Raw genomic sequence first — 13880 nt, 5'->3', positions numbered from 1 at the left:
CTGCCTTACTGCGCGGCGCGGATCACGCCGGCCAGGCGCTTGATGCCTTCCTCGATGCGCGCCGGCGAGGCGTGGCTGAAGTTCAGACGCAGGTGGCCGATGCCCTCTTCCGGCTTGGCGTAGAACGCCTCGCCCGGCATGAAAGCCACGTTGTTTTCTTCCAATGCCACTTTCAGCAGCGGGCGGGTGTCGCGCGGCTGCTTCAGCTTCAGCCAGAAGAACAGGCCACCCTGCGGCACCAGCCAGTCGGCCAGGTCGGCAAAGTGCGTTTCCAGCGCCTGCTGCATGGCGTCGCGGCCAACCTTGTAGCTTTGCTGCAGCTGCTGCAGATGGTCTACATAGTCGCCGCTGTTCAGCCACTGGGTATTGAACCACTGGCCCAGACGGTTGGTGTGCAGGTCGGCGGCCTGCTTCAGCTTCAGCAGGTAGGGCATCAGCTCCGGCGAGGCCACCAGGTAGCCCACGCGCAGGCCCGGTGCCAGCGTCTTGGAGAACGAACCGCAGTAAATCCACGGCGCGGTTTTCAGGTGCGTTACCAGCGGGCGCGGCGCTTCGCCGTCGTACGCCAGTGCGCGGTACGGGTCGTCCTCGATCACCGGCAAGTTGGCTGCGTCGATCACCTCGGCCAGGCCACGGCGGGTGGTCTCGCTGTAACAGGCGCCGGACGGGTTCTGGAACGACGGAATCAGGTAGGCCAGCTTGGCTTTGCTGCTGGCAATGGCGTCGGCCAGGCGCGCCGGTGGCAATTGGCCCTGCTCTTGCTGCACGGTGGTGATGTCGGCGCCGAACAGCTTGAACACCTGCAACGCGGCCAGGTAGGTGGGGCCTTCGGTAATCACCGGGGTATGCGGGTCGATGAACAGCTTGGCGGCCAGGTCCAGCGCCTGCTGGCTACCGGACAGCACCAGTACTTGCGATGCGTCCACATTCAGGCCGATACGCGCCAGCTCGGCCACGATGGCGGCGCGGAATTCCGGCTCGCCTTCGCTGGTGCCGTACTGGGCCAGTTGCGGCGGTACGCCGCTGAAATCCAGCTCGGGCAGACAGTCCGCCGCGGGCAGGCCACCGGCAAACGAAATCACCTCCGGGCGCTGTGCAGCAGCGAGGATCTCGCGGATCAGCGAGCCGGACAGGCGTTCGATGCGTTCTGAAAACATGTTACTCTCCTTGGCAGACACGTCTTTTATTAGTCAAATTGTTTGACCAAATTAACGCTTTGTGACGAGCACGTCAACATGAAATCCGCAGCCAACCACACATTGTTACGCGATGCGATGAAGGCGTTTTTCCATGCCTATCAGGCTTTTACCGACAAGCCGGACGAAATGCTGGCCAAACGGGGGCTGGCGCGGGTACACCACCGCATCCTGTTCTTCGTGGCGCTGCATCCGGGGCTGTCGGTGAAGGACCTGCTGGCCTGCCTGGGCGTCACCAAACAGGCCATCAACATCCCGCTGCGCCAGCTGGTGGAAATGGACCTGATCGAAGCCGGCACCGCCGAGCACGACAAGCGCGTCAAGGCGCTGCGCCTGACCGAAGAAGGCCGCAAGCTGGAAGAAGCGCTACACCGCGAGCAGGCGCGCCTGCTGCTGCAAGCGTTCGGCGAAGCCGGCCAGGACGCCACCGAAGGCTGGTTGAAGGTGAACCAGATGATGGCCCGCGCCCAAGCCTGAGCACCCAGCCCGCTGCGGCCAACCTTCCCCGGCCGCCGGCACGGCGCGCTGCCTGCTGTTGCATACAATAGACAGCCAAGCCAGTACCCAACCTTCACCACGACTTCCCGCGCACCACCAGGTGCACACCCGTCGCTGGCCACTTACCAACGAGTCGCCCCCACCAGGCAGCAGCCTTTACTCGCCGATACGCTGGTAACGCACCGCCAGAATCTCGATCTCTTCTTCGCCGTCCGGGCCACGGAAATACACGGTATCCCCTTCACGCGCTTTCAGCAGCACGCGGGCGATCGGCGAAATCCAGCTGATGTGGCCGCGCGACAGGTCGATCTCGTCCACGCCGACAATGCTCAGCGTCTGCTCGCTGCCGTTGCCGCGCAGGATGTCTACCGTGGCGGCAAAAAACACCTGGTCGCAGGCTTCGCGCCGCTCCGGGTCCACCACTTCGGCGATTTCCAGCCGCTTGGTCAGAAAGCGGATGCGGCGGTCGATTTCGCGCAGCCGGCGCTTGCCGTACAGGTAATCGCCGTTTTCCGAACGGTCGCCATTGCTGGCCGCCCAGTTCACTACCTGGGTCATGTGCGGGCGCTCGTGCTTCACCAGCTGGTTCAGTTCCTGACGCAGCCGCTCCCAGCCAGCGGGTGTGATGTAGTTCTTGGTGGCGGCCGGTAGCCGCTGCTCGGCGGGCAGATCGTCGTCGCCGTCTTCGTCCTGCTCTCGGGTAAATGCCTTGCTCATCTTGCTCTCGTCACGGATACCGTCACCCGGGCGGCCGCCATCGCGGGGGCCGCCCGACTGACACACTGACAAAACAAACCCTGTCTGCATGGCAGACAGGGTTGCGGATAACAGCGGCTGTCAGCGGGTGACAGCACAGCCCGGCTTAGCCGTTCTTGCCCGGCTTGGCCTGGCCGGTCACGGTCAGACCGGCCCACTTCATCACGGCCGCTACTTCAGCTTCGTTCAGCTCGTAGTACTGGCCGCGCTTCAGGCGCGGGGGCAGACCGATATTACCAAAACGCACGCGGATCAGGCGGCTGACGGTCAGGCCGAAGTGCTCGAACATGCGGCGCACTTCGCGGTTACGGCCTTCGCGGATCACCACGTTGTACCAGCGGTTGGCGCCCTCTTCGGCACCGCCCTTTTCGCTGACGCGCTGGAACACCGCCGGGCCGTCTTCCAGCTCCACGCCCTTGGTCATTTCCTGCATCTGCTCGCGGGTCAGCTCGCCCAGCACGCGCACCGAGTACTCGCGGTCGAACTCGAAGCTGGGGTGCATCATGCGGTTGGCCAGCTCGCCGCTAGTGGTAATCAGCAGCAGGCCGGAGGTGTTCACGTCCAGACGGCCGATGGCCACCCAACGGCTGGATTTGGCTTGCGGCAGGCGGTCGAACACGGTGACGCGGCCTTCCGGGTCGTCACGGGTCACGATCTCGCCTTCCTGCTTGTGGTACATGATCACGCGCGGCAGGCGGTCGGCCCACTTCAGCTTGATCGGGTTGCCCTTGGCGGTCACGCGGTCGTGCGGGCCCACCTTGTCACCCAGCGCGGCTTTCTTGCCGTTGATGGTGATGAAGCCGGCCTCGATCCATTCTTCCATTTCGCGACGCGAACCCACACCCGACGCGGCCAACGCTTTTTGCAGGCGGATCGGCTCGATCTTGCTGTAATCCAGGCGGGTTTCGCGCAGGCGGGCGGCGCGGTCGACGATTTCCTGTTTCGGTGCGCGCAGCGCCAGTTTCTTGGCACGCTGTACTTTCGGTGCCGGGCCTTCGCGGCGCGCCTTGCCGAATTCCGGCTGCGGCGCGTCGGTAGCCGGCATGGCGGCGTTCTTGTTGCCGTAGCGGCGTTCGTGCTGCAGGGCGGCCTCGCTGCCAGGGGCGGCGCGGCGGGTATCGTAGTTCACCGGGGCGCGACGGCCTTCCGAGTTGATCGGGGCGGCGTCGCGGCGGGCAGCCGGTGCCGGCTTGCCTTGCGGCGCAGCCGGGGCGTTACGCGGGGTCAGAAAGCTGCCGCCGGTTTTGCCACGGCCACTGGGCTTGCGGCCACCGCCGCTACGGCCCATATCGGGCTGACGGGGTTGGCCGCTTTCCTGGCCGCGTACGCGGGCTACCGGTTGGCGGGAGGTATTGCGTTGTCCTTTAGACATGGTGTTTCCTGTTCTACGGTGCGGAAGGCAGCTGCATGCGCAGGCTGAATACTGCCTTCCCGGCATGGCCTTGCCCGGCGGGGCCGGTGTGGGCGATGCGCTTACTGGGGCGCCTCATCAGCGAGGGGCTCTTCGTCCGGTGTGGCCGGCTCGCCCACCACCAGGGTGGACAGCTCGGCCAGCGGCGGCAGGTCACGCAGGGTATGGAACCCGAGGTCATCGAGAAACTTGTGCGTGGTGGCGTACAGCCCCGGACGTCCGGGCACATCCTTGTGCCCGATCACTTCGATCCAGCCCCGCTCCAGCAGGGTCTGCATCACACTGGTGGACACCGATACCCCGCGGATGGCTTCGATATCGCCACGGGTAACCGGCTGTTTATAGGCGATGATGGCCAGCGTTTCCATCACCGCGCGCGAGTAGCGCGGCGGCTTTTCCGGCGCCAGACGCGCCAGGTAAGGGGTGAACTCGGCGCGAGCGCGAAAGCGCCAGCCGGAAGCCAGCTTCACCAGCTCCACCCCCCTGCCTTTCCAGTTCTGCTGGATCTCGTCCAGGATGTCGTTGATCAGTGCCGCTTTCACGTCTTCGGTAAACAGCTTTTTCAGCTGGTTCACGGTCAGCGGTTCCTGCGCGGTCAATAGCGCGGTTTCCAGCACGATCTTCAGGTAATTGAGGTCGGTAATGGTCGACATGACAGCCACAAAACGGGCACAACAGAACGGAAGGCGCGGATTTTACACGATTTTTCCGCCGCATGTGCCGCTTTGACGCCCCGCCGCCCGTGCGGCCAACCGTGGCCAGCCGCCATCGCCGCATGCCGCCGTTAGCAGCGCCGCGCCGGCAGGTGATAAAAACGCAGCCACGGCTCGCCCGGTCCCTGCGCGGTGGCGGTCAGCAACACGCCGCCGGCGCGGCTGATCACGCGTTGCGAGGCGGCGTTATCGTCGTCGCAGGTCATCAGCCAGCCGCCGTCCAGCTGCGGCGCACCGTGGCGCTGCACGTGCGCCAGCAGGCCACCGGCCACGCCCCGCCCGCGCGCCGCCGGGTGCACCTCGTAACCGATATGACCACTGTGATCGAGGATGAACGGCGTGCAGCCGTGACGCAGGCGGATAGCGCCCAGTATGACGCCGTGCGCGTCCAGCGCAAACCAGGTCTGGGTAGGCAGCTGGCCTGGTGGCAGCTGGCGGCCGGCGGCGCGGTCCAGCACGCGCTGGTAAAACACCGCCGCGCTGTCATCGCTATCGCGGTAATGGCTGCAACCGGCAGCGCGGCATTGCTGGAAATAATCGGTATAGGCGTGGCTGTGCAGCACGCTGGCAGCTTCGATACGCATGACGGACATCCGCTGGGCATTTATCGATATCGTAGCCGCACCCCGCCAGCAGCGACAAGTCAGCCCCGCGGCGCCAGCATGATCACCAACATGCCGGCCAGACACAGCGCCACCCCGGCCGCGTCCCATAAGGTTGGCCGCACACCGTCCACCGCCCACAGCCACAACAACGCCACGCTGACGTACACCCCGCCGTAGGCAGCGTAAATACGGCCGGACGCGTCCGGGTGCAGCGTCAGCAACCAGGCAAACAGCGTCAGGCTGGCCGCCGCCGGCAGCAATACCCACACCGACGCCCCCTGCTTCAGCCACAGCCATGGCAAATAGCAACCGATGATTTCGGCCAGGGCAGTCACGACAAACAGGGCAAAGGTACGCATGGGGCTTGTGTTCCGGTGGTGCAGGAGGTGGCGGGAAATGGCAGCGCCCTGTGGCGGCAGCGGGGTGGATGATGCCACGACCAAGAGGGTGTTCGCGAGCTGCGGTACCACGGCAAGGTTGACTGCACGGCGGTTTGCCCGCATGGCATTTGACGATATCATCAAACGGATAGCCAGGCGTAGATGCCGTCTTGCATGAAGGAAACCGAATGGCACCCTGCCCCACACATCAAGTCATTCCCCTGACGCATGGCCGGGCAAGAACCGCCGCCATCGCATACCTCGAGGCGCTTACGACAGACTTCAGCTTACCGGTAAGCCCTTGTTCTTTCGCTTCACTGCAAGTCGTCAGCATCAACGGACAGCCGCTTCCGGATGGCAGCTTTACTAACGGCAACGGGTCTTCAGCAAATGCCGGCACCGCCATGCTCGCCGATTATCTGCAGGCACGGCACGTCACCGAGCTACTGGTTCGGGAACCTTATCTGGACTTTGGCGAAGCCCACTTGCCCGTCCATCTGATACACGGTGAGATCTACTACCTGCATTCGGGCGTGCCACTTCTGAAGCAAACGCTGATCGCAGCCGTAGCCGAAAACTGCGTTCCCTGGCTTTTCTTTGCACTGGCGTACTTACGCAGCGGCAATACCCTGATGATCGTGGGTGCCTATGATGGTGAAGGCTTTCTGATTTTTGAAAAAGATGCTGATAGCAAGCAGGATTGACAAAGCGCAGCGCCCCCACCGGCATGGCAGCTTGGGTTGAGCACAGCGAAAGCCTGCGCTTGCCGAGCCGAATAGGGTCTCATCCTGCGCGGAATATATTACGAATCGCGGTAAACGTTGGGCTTCATTTCATACAGCACAACCCACGACACTGCTTTTAACACAATTGAAAAATGAAGCCTCTAACATATACGATTGGCGCATCAATTATTATTCTTATCATATTTATTGCAATCAACACCATTACTGACCCGATATTGACTTCAATTATTGATTTAATCGAAAAACAGCTGCACACACCCCTTCATATCAATACTGAAGAGGGCTTCATATTCAATCTCATTCGCTGCAGCATTACATCCACCAGTGGCGTTTATCTGGGATTAAAAGCTGCATATGCATGCTTTGGCAAGCACGCCATATCGGATATCATTGCAGTGGAAATTTTAATGGCGACACTAGCGTGGATCGTATTTTGCATCATCATTTTCGCACTAGCCCATCACCTAAATACGCTTGCATTTCTCGGCATAATGACTGGCTATACCATACCACCGTTACTGATTAGCTATATTCTTTGGGCAAAAGGCTGGACGCTACTGCATCGCAAGTAGCGTCAGGGGTAATGAAAATCTCACCCACAAGAAGTGGACTCTTACGCCGACCTGTACTTTATCTGGATTCTGAATTTTATTCAGCACAGTCTATACAAGCACTGCAAGTAGCAAGTGGGGTGGGCAAAGCGCAGCGTGCCTACCGGCATGACTGTTTGGCTTGAGCGCAGCGAAGCCCAATATTGACCGCGCTGAATAGGGTCTCATCCTGCACAGGATGTATTGCGAATTGAGGTAACCGCTGGGCTTCATTTCATTCAGCAGTAAACTACGGTACTAAAACGGCAACCCCACAACGCCACGCCCATACATCATACGAAGTAAATCATGAGAAAATATATAGAATGTGCGACACATGAAATTGAAGAGCAATCATTCGAACTAACAAAGCAATATCTGAGAGCAAATTCAATACAAAAAGAAAAAAATCAATATGCCATTGAGCGGATTTCGGAGCAAACCAAAGCCATCACGATTTACTTCAAGCCATACAGAGAAAAATACTTTCTCGGCATCTGCATCGACAAGAAAGCAATAGAAGTTACTTGGATTTTCATTGAAAACAGTAACGAATGCCATTTAACAGCAAGCTCTGACTGCCTTAGCCTGGAGGAGCTCTCTTGTTACTTGCCCTTTAAATACAGCAAAGGTTGGTCAAAAGGTGAGATCAGCAACAATGGCAAATCACGCCATGCATTTAGCCGCATTTTCTTTGAGATACTACCTTCGCACTGCTACGACACCGAAGAAGCATTAAGCCTGTTATTGGATCAGTTGGCCAGACACAAAGAACAAGTCGATAAACTATCCAAAGTCTCAAATCTATGCATTAGCATCTGCAAACATCAATACCTGTCCGCCAACGCCGGACTCCACCTCAACACCGACCTGATCAGGCGATTAAGCGAATTCAATTTGGCCGTAGACATAGATACCTACATTGTTGGCCAGCCAATCATATCGTAGGCAACACATAGGGTAAGCAAAGCGCAGCGTACCCACCATTCGGCACGATATTGGTGGGCACGACCTTCGGCCTTAGCCCACCCTACGATAATGACCCTACCCAACGATCAGCACGGTAGTTTGGGTTCCGCGCAGCGAAGCCCGACATTGACTGCGCAACAATCGCCTCCCCGGATGCGGCTACGCCTTGTCCGGGCAACCACGGGTTCTACACCAGCGCCAGGCGCACGTAGATGGGTTGGTATGGTTCGTCCTGGCTGACCTTGATCATGCCCTCTTTCACCAGTTCCAGCACGGCGATGAAGTTCACTACCAGGTGGGCGACGCCTTTGTGGATATCGAACAGCTCTTCAAACGCCACGTAGTCGCGGCCGTCCAGGTAGCGCAGGATCCAGCTCATCTGCTCGCGTACCGATAGCTCGTCTTTTTCCACCTTGTGATGGCGGTTGTGCTTGGCACGCGACAGGATGGACAGCCAGGCTTGGCGCAGGTCCAGCGCTTGCACTTCTGGCAGGCGCTGCTCGGCCGATTGTTCGATCAGCACCGCTAGCCAGGCAAAGTCGCGGTCGGCCTGCGGCAGCTTGTCCAGTTCCAGCGCGGCCAGCTTCATTTGTTCGTATTCCAGCAGGCGGCGTACCAGCTCGGCGCGCGGGTCGTCCGGCTCGCCGTCTTCGTCCAGCTGCGGGCGCGGCAGCAGCAGCCGCGACTTGATTTCGATCAGCAGCGCCGCCATCAGCAGGTATTCGGCAGCCAGCTCCAGCCGGCCATCGCGCATGGCGTCGATATAGGCCATGTACTGCGCGGTAACGTCGGCCATCGGGATGTTCAGCACGTCCAGGTTCTGCTTGCGGATCAGGTACAGCAGCAGGTCGAGCGGACCTTCGAAGCTTTCCAGGATCAGCTGCAGCGCATCGGGCGGGATGAACAGGTCTTGCGGTACCTCCAGCACCGGCTGGCCGAACACGTGCGCAATAGGCGTGGCGGGGGGCAGGTCGGGCGGGGTGAGCTGGAAGTCGGTGTCGGTCATGGTGTCTCGTGTCTGCCGCAGTCGGGCCGGCGGGCAGGCGGGGTGCATTTATGGAACAGGCGCGGCGCGAAAACCCCCGCGCCATACTGGGCCGGTCGCCATTGTACGCCACCTTGCCCATGACTCCGCTACGCCTGTTCTTGCCGCTACTGGCCCTGTTGCTGGCAGCCTGCGGCCAACCTTCTACCGCCACCGACCAAGCCGGCCAGACATCGGCGCCGCCGCGTGCCCTGCCCGCCTACGGCCGCTTTGTGGCGGTATACCAGCATGCACAGTCAGCCGCGCTGGCGCCGCTGGCACGCGAGGCCAAAACCGCGCGCTGGCTGGACGAGGCGGTAAGCGACCTCAACCACCAGTACCGGCTGCCACGCGATGTCGATATCAACACCGCCGAGTGCGGCGACAGCAACGCCTTTTCCGACCCGGCCAGCCACAGCATTACCTTGTGCTACGAACTGATAGCCGAGCTGCAGCAGCAGGCCGCCACCACCGACTGGCCGGCCAGCGAGCGCGACGACTACGTTAGCGGCGTGCTGAGCTTCGTGCTGCTGCACGAGCTGGGCCACGCACTGATTCATGAGCTGGCGCTACCGATTACCGGGCGCGAGGAGGACGTGGCCGACCAGCTGGCGGTGGCGTCGCTGCTAGGCGATGCGGACGCCGTGAGCGAGCACGAGTTTGCTACCAGCGTGGCGCAGATCGGCCACGTGGCCAGCTGGTTCCAGCTGAATGCGGCCGGCGAATACGAGATGGAGGCGCTAGCCGACACCCATGCGCTGGACGAGCAACGCTTTTACAACGTGATGTGCTGGCTGTACGGGGCGCGGCCCGCGGCATTTGCCGATATGGTGAAGGATGGCGAGCTGCCGGCCGAACGGGCCGAGGGCTGCGCCGACGAGTACCGCCAGATCCTCAACAGCTGGGATACGCTGCTGGCGCCGCACCGGCTGAAGTCCGCCCGTTAGCGGTGTGCCACATGCGACAAGGCCGCTGCCGGCATGTGCCGGCAGCGGCCTTGTGACGTTAACCGGGTTGGCCGCATTGATGCTGCGGCCAACCCCTGACTACTGCCTAGTAACCCAGGCCCATCGCCTGGCGCACGTCGTTCATGGTAGCGCGCGCCACTTGCTCGGCTTTCGCATTGCCTTCGGCCAGAATCTCCTGCACCAGCTTGGGGTTGCTCAGGTATTTCTCGGCGCGCTCGAACATCGGCTGCTGCTCGCGCACCACGGCGTCGATCACCGGCTGCTTGCAGTCCAGACAGCCGATGCCGGCGCTGGTACAGCCGGCTTTCACCCATTCCTTGGTGGTGCCGTCGCTGTACACCTCGTGCAGCTGCCATACCGGGCACTTGGCCGGGTTGCCGGCGTCGGTGCGGCGCACGCGTGCCGGGTCGGTGGGCATGCCGCGGATTTTCTTGGTTACCGCCTCCGGCGCTTCGCGCATGGTGATGGTGTTACCGTAGGACTTGGACATCTTCTGCCCGTCCAGGCCCGGCATTTTGGAGGCGGCAGTCAGCTTGGCCTCGCACTCCGGCAGGATGATCTTGCCCTTGTTTTCCAGCCAGCCCATCAGGCGCTCGCGGTCGGCGCCGCCCAGGTTCTGGCTTTGTGCCAGGATTTCGCGTGCTTTTTCCAGCGACTCGGCGTTGCCGTCCTGCAAGTAGGCGGTGCGCAGCTGCTCGAACTGCTTGCCGGCCTTGCCGATTTTCTTCACCGCCGCCTTGGCCAGCTCTTCAAAGTTGGGTTCGCGGCCGAACATGTGGTTGAAGCGGCGTGCCACTTCGCGGGTCAGTTCGATGTGCGGCACCTGGTCTTCGCCCACCGGCACCAAGCCGGCCTTGTACACCAGGATGTCGGCGGCCTGCAGCAGCGGGTAGCCGAGGAAGCCGTAGGTGGTGAGGTCCTTGTGGCTCAGCTTGTCCATCTGGTCTTTGTAGGTGGGCACGCGCTCCAGCCAGCCCAGCGGTGTCACCATCGACAGCGCCAGGTGCAGCTCGGCGTGCTGCGGCACCTTGGACTGCACGAAGATGGTGGACTTTTCCGGGTCCACGCCGGAAGCCAGCCAGTCGATGACCATCTCGTTGATGGACTTGCCGATGATGGACACATCGTCAAAGTTGGTGGTCAGCGCGTGCCAGTCGGCCACCATGAAGAAGCATTCGTGGCTGTGCTGCAGTTCCACCCAGTTCTTGATCACGCCGTGGTAGTGGCCCAGGTGCAGGCTGCCGGTGGGGCGCATGCCGGAAAGGATACGGTTGGCAAACATGTATGGCTTCCAGAAAAGGTCAGGCTCTTACCAGCAGGTAGAGCAGGTTGTATACGAGATCGATAAACGGGCGCAGGATGGGCGATAGCAAGCCGGTAACGACCAGCGCCAGCAGAATCCACATGCCGTAGGGTTCGATACGGGAAAACCGGTAAGCCAGGCCAGGTGGCAGCAGGCTTTCCACGATGCGGCCGCCGTCCAGCGGCAGCAGCGGCATCAGGTTCAGCACCATCAGCACCACGTTGATGCCGATACCGGCCTGGCTCATCAGTGCCAGCGGCTCGCTGTAGCCGTTGTCCATCACCACCGCCAGCTTGAACAGCAGCACCCACATCACCGCCATGGCAAAGTTGGCCAGCGGGCCAGCGGCCGCTACCCAACGCATGCCGGCGCGTACATTGCGCAGGTTGCCAAAGCGTACCGGCACCGGCTTGGCCCAGCCAAACAGGAAGCCGCCCACTGCCACACACAGCAGCGGCAGCAGGATGGTGCCCACCGGGTCGATGTGGCGCAGCGGGTTCAGCGACACGCGGCCCAAGTTGTAGGCGGTATTGTCGCCCCAGTACTTGGCAACGTAAGCATGTGCGGCTTCGTGCAGGGTAATGGCAAACAGTACCGGCAGCGCGTACACCGATATTTTCTGGATCAGATTGAGTTCTTCCAAGATGCGTTCCTAGCAGGTTACAGGCCGACGCGAGCCGGGTCGCCTTTGCCGGCGCGCACCAGCGACACGCCGTCGGTCATGTCGATAACGGTGGTGGGCTCGGTGCCGCACCAGCCACCATCGATCACCAGATCGACCAGATGTTCCAGCCGCTCGCGGATCTCGTACGGGTCGGTCAGCGGCGCGTCGTCGCCCGGCAGCTGCAGCGTACAGGACAAAATCGGCTCGCCCAGCTCTTCCAGCAGCGCCAGCGCCACCGCGTGGTCGGGCACGCGCAGGCCGATGGTGGCGCGTTTGGGGTGCAGCGTCCGCTTGGGCACCTCGCGGCTGGCTTCCAGAATGAAGGTAAAGCTGCCCGGCGTGGCCGCCTTCAGCAGGCGGAACTGCGCGTTGTCCACGCGAGCATAGCTGGCCAGCGACGACAGGTCGGCGCACACCAGCGTCAGGTGGTGCTTGAGGTCGATCTGGCGGATGGCCAGCAGGCGTTCCATCGCTTTCTTGTCGCCTAGGTGGCAGCCCAGCGCGTAACAGGAGTCGGTGGGGTACACCACCACACCGCCGTCGCGGATGATCTTGGCCGCTTCACGGATCAGGCGCGCTTGCGGGTTTTCCGGGTGAATCACAAAGAACTGGGACATGGCATTAGCTCGCTAGGTTGGCCGCGGGGTTGGCCGCAGGCTGCAGCACGCGGTGCGCCAGCGCCTGCCAGACGGGCTGGCAGATCGGCGGCAGCGGCTGGGTACTGCCCACGTCGCGGCCGCCCTCACCTGGCGCATGAAAGTCGCTGCCGGCGCTGGCGTACAGGCCGTGGCGCTGGGCGTGCAGCGAAAACTTGATCATGTCGTCCAGGCTGTGGCTGCCGCTGGCAATTTCGATGGCTTCGCCGCCGGCGGCTTTGAAGTCCAGGATCAGGCGCTCGATCAGCGTGCGCCCCATATCGTAACGGCCGGGGTGGGCGATTACGGCCATGCCGCCGGCGGCGCGTATCCACGCTACCGCGTCTTCCAGGCTAGCCCACTCGTGCGGCACGTAGCCCGGCTTGCCGGCGGTAAGGAATTTGCGGAACACGGTTTTCACATCTTTGACTTCACCGCTTTGCACCAGGTAACGGGCAAAGTGGGTGCGGCCCACCATATCGGGGTTGCCGGCAAAGCGCATGGCGCCGTCAAAAGCGCCGTGAATGCCGGCCTTTTCCAGCGACGCCGACATCTGGCGCGCGCGCTCGACGCGGCCGTCGCGGATGGACTGCAAGCCGGCTTGCAGCACCGGGTTCGCCGCATCGATACCCAGGCCAACGATGTGCACGGTATGGCGCTGCTGCCAGCTAACCGAAATTTCCACCCCGTTCAGGAACGGCACGCCGCATTCCGCTGCGGTGGCCGCCGCTTCGGCCAGGCCGGCGGTGCAGTCGTGGTCGGTCAGCGCCAGCAAGGTGGCGCCGCGCTCGGCAGCACGGCGAATCACCTCGGCCGGGGCCAGGCCACCGTCGGAGGCAGTGGAATGAAAATGCAGGTCAATCGGCGTCATGCTTGGCCCTCGCCGCTGGTGCGCGCCTGGCGTGCCGCTTCACGCTGTTGCCAGGCCGCCAGTTTCTGGCGGTACTCGGCCAGTGCCGCGTCGTACAGGTCCCACACGCAGGGCTGGCAGCCGCTGTGACAGCAGGCGTAATCGTCCGGCGTTTCCGGGGCTTCCGGCTGCGGGTCGAATTCGTCGTCGAAGTCGGCCGCGCCGTGCTCGGGCAGCGTACTCACTGCGCGGCCACCACCTTGATGGTGAAGCCGTCACCCGACACCACCTGACCCACACGGATCTTGTTGGTCTTGCGCAGCTCCACCTGGCCGTCCACCAGCACATTGCCCTCGGCAATGAAGTGCTTGGCCATGCCGCCGGTGTCGCACACGCCGCAGGTTTTCAACAGGTCACACAGCGGGATGTAGTCGCTGTCCAGTTCGTAGATTTCGTTCATCGCCATCTTTCGGTTTTGCACACCGGCTTTTGACAGCCCTGTGCGCGGCCTGTGGACAAACGCCACAAGCTTTTGTTTTACAGTTATTTTTTACGACTGATTATTTTTTAAT

The 13880-nt window shown here is 61.9% G+C and carries 18 protein-coding genes; 5 read left to right on the top strand and 13 right to left on the bottom strand.

The features are described from left to right. Window positions 1–5: 5 nt before the first annotated feature. The gene (locus FLQ03_RS06545) at window positions 6–1157 is read right to left on the bottom strand and encodes an aminotransferase-like domain-containing protein (protein WP_144372570.1); all 1152 of its coding nucleotides are present in this window, start codon (window positions 1155–1157) and stop codon (window positions 6–8) included. 78 nt (window positions 1158–1235) lie between these two features. On the opposite strand from FLQ03_RS06545, the gene FLQ03_RS06540 reads away from it, so the two are divergent. After that, window positions 1236–1673: a MarR family winged helix-turn-helix transcriptional regulator gene (locus FLQ03_RS06540; protein WP_144372569.1), complete on the top strand. Its 438-nt coding sequence runs from the start codon at window positions 1236–1238 to the stop codon at window positions 1671–1673. Between the two features lie 177 nt (window positions 1674–1850). On the opposite strand, the gene greB is transcribed toward FLQ03_RS06540, so the two are convergent. The 5 genes from greB to FLQ03_RS06515 form a co-directional block, all read right to left on the bottom strand. Beyond that, window positions 1851–2411, bottom strand: a complete 561-nt coding sequence (greB, locus tag FLQ03_RS06535; protein ID WP_144372568.1) for a transcription elongation factor GreB — start codon at window positions 2409–2411, stop codon at window positions 1851–1853. A gap of 145 nt (window positions 2412–2556) precedes the next feature. After that, window positions 2557–3822, bottom strand: a complete 1266-nt coding sequence (gene rluB, locus FLQ03_RS06530; RefSeq protein WP_144372567.1) for a 23S rRNA pseudouridine(2605) synthase RluB — start codon at window positions 3820–3822, stop codon at window positions 2557–2559. A gap of 101 nt (window positions 3823–3923) precedes the next feature. Further along, on the bottom strand, window positions 3924–4514 hold the full coding sequence (gene scpB, locus FLQ03_RS06525; RefSeq protein WP_144372566.1) for an SMC-Scp complex subunit ScpB: 591 nt from the start codon (window positions 4512–4514) through the stop codon (window positions 3924–3926). Between the two features lie 131 nt (window positions 4515–4645). After that, on the bottom strand, window positions 4646–5158 hold the full coding sequence (locus tag FLQ03_RS06520) for a GNAT family N-acetyltransferase (protein WP_144372565.1): 513 nt from the start codon (window positions 5156–5158) through the stop codon (window positions 4646–4648). A 59-nt stretch (window positions 5159–5217) separates the two neighbouring features. After that, window positions 5218–5538, bottom strand: coding sequence for a YnfA family protein (locus FLQ03_RS06515; RefSeq protein WP_144372564.1), 321 nt, complete (start codon window positions 5536–5538; stop codon window positions 5218–5220). A 209-nt stretch (window positions 5539–5747) separates the two neighbouring features. On the opposite strand from FLQ03_RS06515, the gene FLQ03_RS06510 reads away from it, so the two are divergent. The 3 genes from FLQ03_RS06510 to FLQ03_RS06500 all read left to right on the top strand — a co-directional run bounded on the left by FLQ03_RS06510 (window position 5748) and on the right by FLQ03_RS06500 (window position 7843). Then, complete coding sequence (locus FLQ03_RS06510; RefSeq protein ID WP_144372563.1) at window positions 5748–6263, top strand: hypothetical protein; 516 nt, start codon at window positions 5748–5750, stop codon at window positions 6261–6263. A gap of 173 nt (window positions 6264–6436) precedes the next feature. Continuing rightward, window positions 6437–6877 (top strand): hypothetical protein, encoded by a 441-nt coding sequence (locus tag FLQ03_RS06505; protein ID WP_144372562.1) that lies wholly within the window; start codon window positions 6437–6439, stop codon window positions 6875–6877. Window positions 6878–7204: 327 nt separating this feature from the next. After that, entirely contained in the window at window positions 7205–7843 is a 639-nt protein-coding gene (locus FLQ03_RS06500) for a DUF4279 domain-containing protein (RefSeq protein WP_144372561.1), read from the top strand. Window positions 7844–8051: 208 nt separating this feature from the next. Here FLQ03_RS06500 and FLQ03_RS06495 read toward each other — a convergent pair whose 3' ends face one another. Further along, entirely contained in the window at window positions 8052–8870 is an 819-nt protein-coding gene (locus tag FLQ03_RS06495) for a segregation and condensation protein A (RefSeq protein WP_144372560.1), read from the bottom strand. 119 nt (window positions 8871–8989) lie between these two features. Here FLQ03_RS06495 and FLQ03_RS06490 point away from each other — a divergent pair, with 119 nt between their 5' ends. Continuing rightward, a complete protein-coding gene (locus FLQ03_RS06490; RefSeq protein ID WP_170252325.1) occupies window positions 8990–9835 on the top strand; it encodes a DUF4344 domain-containing metallopeptidase in 846 nt (281 codons plus the stop codon). A 106-nt stretch (window positions 9836–9941) separates the two neighbouring features. Here the strand turns inward: FLQ03_RS06490 and FLQ03_RS06485 are convergent, their stop codons facing one another. The 6 genes from FLQ03_RS06485 to FLQ03_RS06460 are packed head-to-tail and all read right to left on the bottom strand — an operon-like array spanning window position 9942 to window position 13768. Then, window positions 9942–11138 carry a tryptophan--tRNA ligase gene (locus FLQ03_RS06485; protein WP_144372558.1) on the bottom strand — a complete coding sequence of 399 codons (1197 nt, stop codon included), beginning with the start codon at window positions 11136–11138 and terminating at the stop codon, window positions 9942–9944. A 19-nt stretch (window positions 11139–11157) separates the two neighbouring features. Then, a complete protein-coding gene (locus FLQ03_RS06480) occupies window positions 11158–11802 on the bottom strand; it encodes a site-2 protease family protein (RefSeq protein WP_144372557.1) in 645 nt (214 codons plus the stop codon). A gap of 17 nt (window positions 11803–11819) precedes the next feature. Further along, window positions 11820–12440, bottom strand: a complete 621-nt coding sequence (locus FLQ03_RS06475; RefSeq protein WP_144372556.1) for an L-threonylcarbamoyladenylate synthase — start codon at window positions 12438–12440, stop codon at window positions 11820–11822. Window positions 12441–12444: 4 nt separating this feature from the next. Further along, on the bottom strand, window positions 12445–13329 hold the full coding sequence (locus FLQ03_RS06470; RefSeq protein WP_144372555.1) for a 3',5'-nucleoside bisphosphate phosphatase: 885 nt from the start codon (window positions 13327–13329) through the stop codon (window positions 12445–12447). Then, complete coding sequence (locus FLQ03_RS06465) at window positions 13326–13553, bottom strand: oxidoreductase-like domain-containing protein (protein WP_240802214.1); 228 nt, start codon at window positions 13551–13553, stop codon at window positions 13326–13328. Before FLQ03_RS06465 ends, FLQ03_RS06470 begins: the two co-directional genes overlap by 4 nt. Beyond that, the gene (locus FLQ03_RS06460) at window positions 13550–13768 is read right to left on the bottom strand and encodes an RNA-binding S4 domain-containing protein (RefSeq protein WP_144372554.1); all 219 of its coding nucleotides are present in this window, start codon (window positions 13766–13768) and stop codon (window positions 13550–13552) included. The genes FLQ03_RS06465 and FLQ03_RS06460 overlap by 4 nt, the downstream gene beginning before the upstream one ends. Window positions 13769–13880 lie beyond the last annotated feature (112 nt).

The sequence above is a fragment of the Vogesella urethralis genome, assembly GCF_007644045.2.
In the GTDB taxonomy this organism is placed as follows: Bacteria; Pseudomonadota; Gammaproteobacteria; order Burkholderiales; family Chromobacteriaceae; genus Vogesella; species Vogesella urethralis.
The sequence above is the reverse complement of the archived record's forward strand: the minus strand, read 5'-3'. Positions and strand labels throughout refer to the sequence as shown.

Excerpts from the sequence above, each read along its gene's own strand:
- scpB (WP_144372566.1), bottom strand. The coding sequence starts at position 4,514 with ATGTCGACCATTACCGACCTCAATTACCTGAAGATCGTGCTGGAAACC.
- FLQ03_RS06490 (WP_170252325.1), top strand. The coding sequence starts at position 8,990 with ATGACTCCGCTACGCCTGTTCTTGCCGCTACTGGCCCTGTTGCTGGCA.
- FLQ03_RS06540 (WP_144372569.1), top strand. The coding sequence starts at position 1,236 with ATGAAATCCGCAGCCAACCACACATTGTTACGCGATGCGATGAAGGCG.
- FLQ03_RS06545 (WP_144372570.1), bottom strand. The coding sequence starts at position 1,157 with ATGTTTTCAGAACGCATCGAACGCCTGTCCGGCTCGCTGATCCGCGAG.
- FLQ03_RS06515 (WP_144372564.1), bottom strand. The coding sequence starts at position 5,538 with ATGCGTACCTTTGCCCTGTTTGTCGTGACTGCCCTGGCCGAAATCATC.
- FLQ03_RS06460 (WP_144372554.1), bottom strand. The coding sequence starts at position 13,768 with ATGAACGAAATCTACGAACTGGACAGCGACTACATCCCGCTGTGTGAC.
- greB (WP_144372568.1), bottom strand. The coding sequence starts at position 2,411 with ATGAGCAAGGCATTTACCCGAGAGCAGGACGAAGACGGCGACGACGAT.
- FLQ03_RS06475 (WP_144372556.1), bottom strand. The coding sequence starts at position 12,440 with ATGTCCCAGTTCTTTGTGATTCACCCGGAAAACCCGCAAGCGCGCCTG.
- FLQ03_RS06510 (WP_144372563.1), top strand. The coding sequence starts at position 5,748 with ATGGCACCCTGCCCCACACATCAAGTCATTCCCCTGACGCATGGCCGG.
- FLQ03_RS06485 (WP_144372558.1), bottom strand. The coding sequence starts at position 11,138 with ATGTTTGCCAACCGTATCCTTTCCGGCATGCGCCCCACCGGCAGCCTG.
- FLQ03_RS06495 (WP_144372560.1), bottom strand. The coding sequence starts at position 8,870 with ATGACCGACACCGACTTCCAGCTCACCCCGCCCGACCTGCCCCCCGCC.
- rluB (WP_144372567.1), bottom strand. The coding sequence starts at position 3,822 with ATGTCTAAAGGACAACGCAATACCTCCCGCCAACCGGTAGCCCGCGTA.
- FLQ03_RS06470 (WP_144372555.1), bottom strand. The coding sequence starts at position 13,329 with ATGACGCCGATTGACCTGCATTTTCATTCCACTGCCTCCGACGGTGGC.
- FLQ03_RS06500 (WP_144372561.1), top strand. The coding sequence starts at position 7,205 with ATGAGAAAATATATAGAATGTGCGACACATGAAATTGAAGAGCAATCA.
- FLQ03_RS06505 (WP_144372562.1), top strand. The coding sequence starts at position 6,437 with ATGAAGCCTCTAACATATACGATTGGCGCATCAATTATTATTCTTATC.
- FLQ03_RS06520 (WP_144372565.1), bottom strand. The coding sequence starts at position 5,158 with ATGCGTATCGAAGCTGCCAGCGTGCTGCACAGCCACGCCTATACCGAT.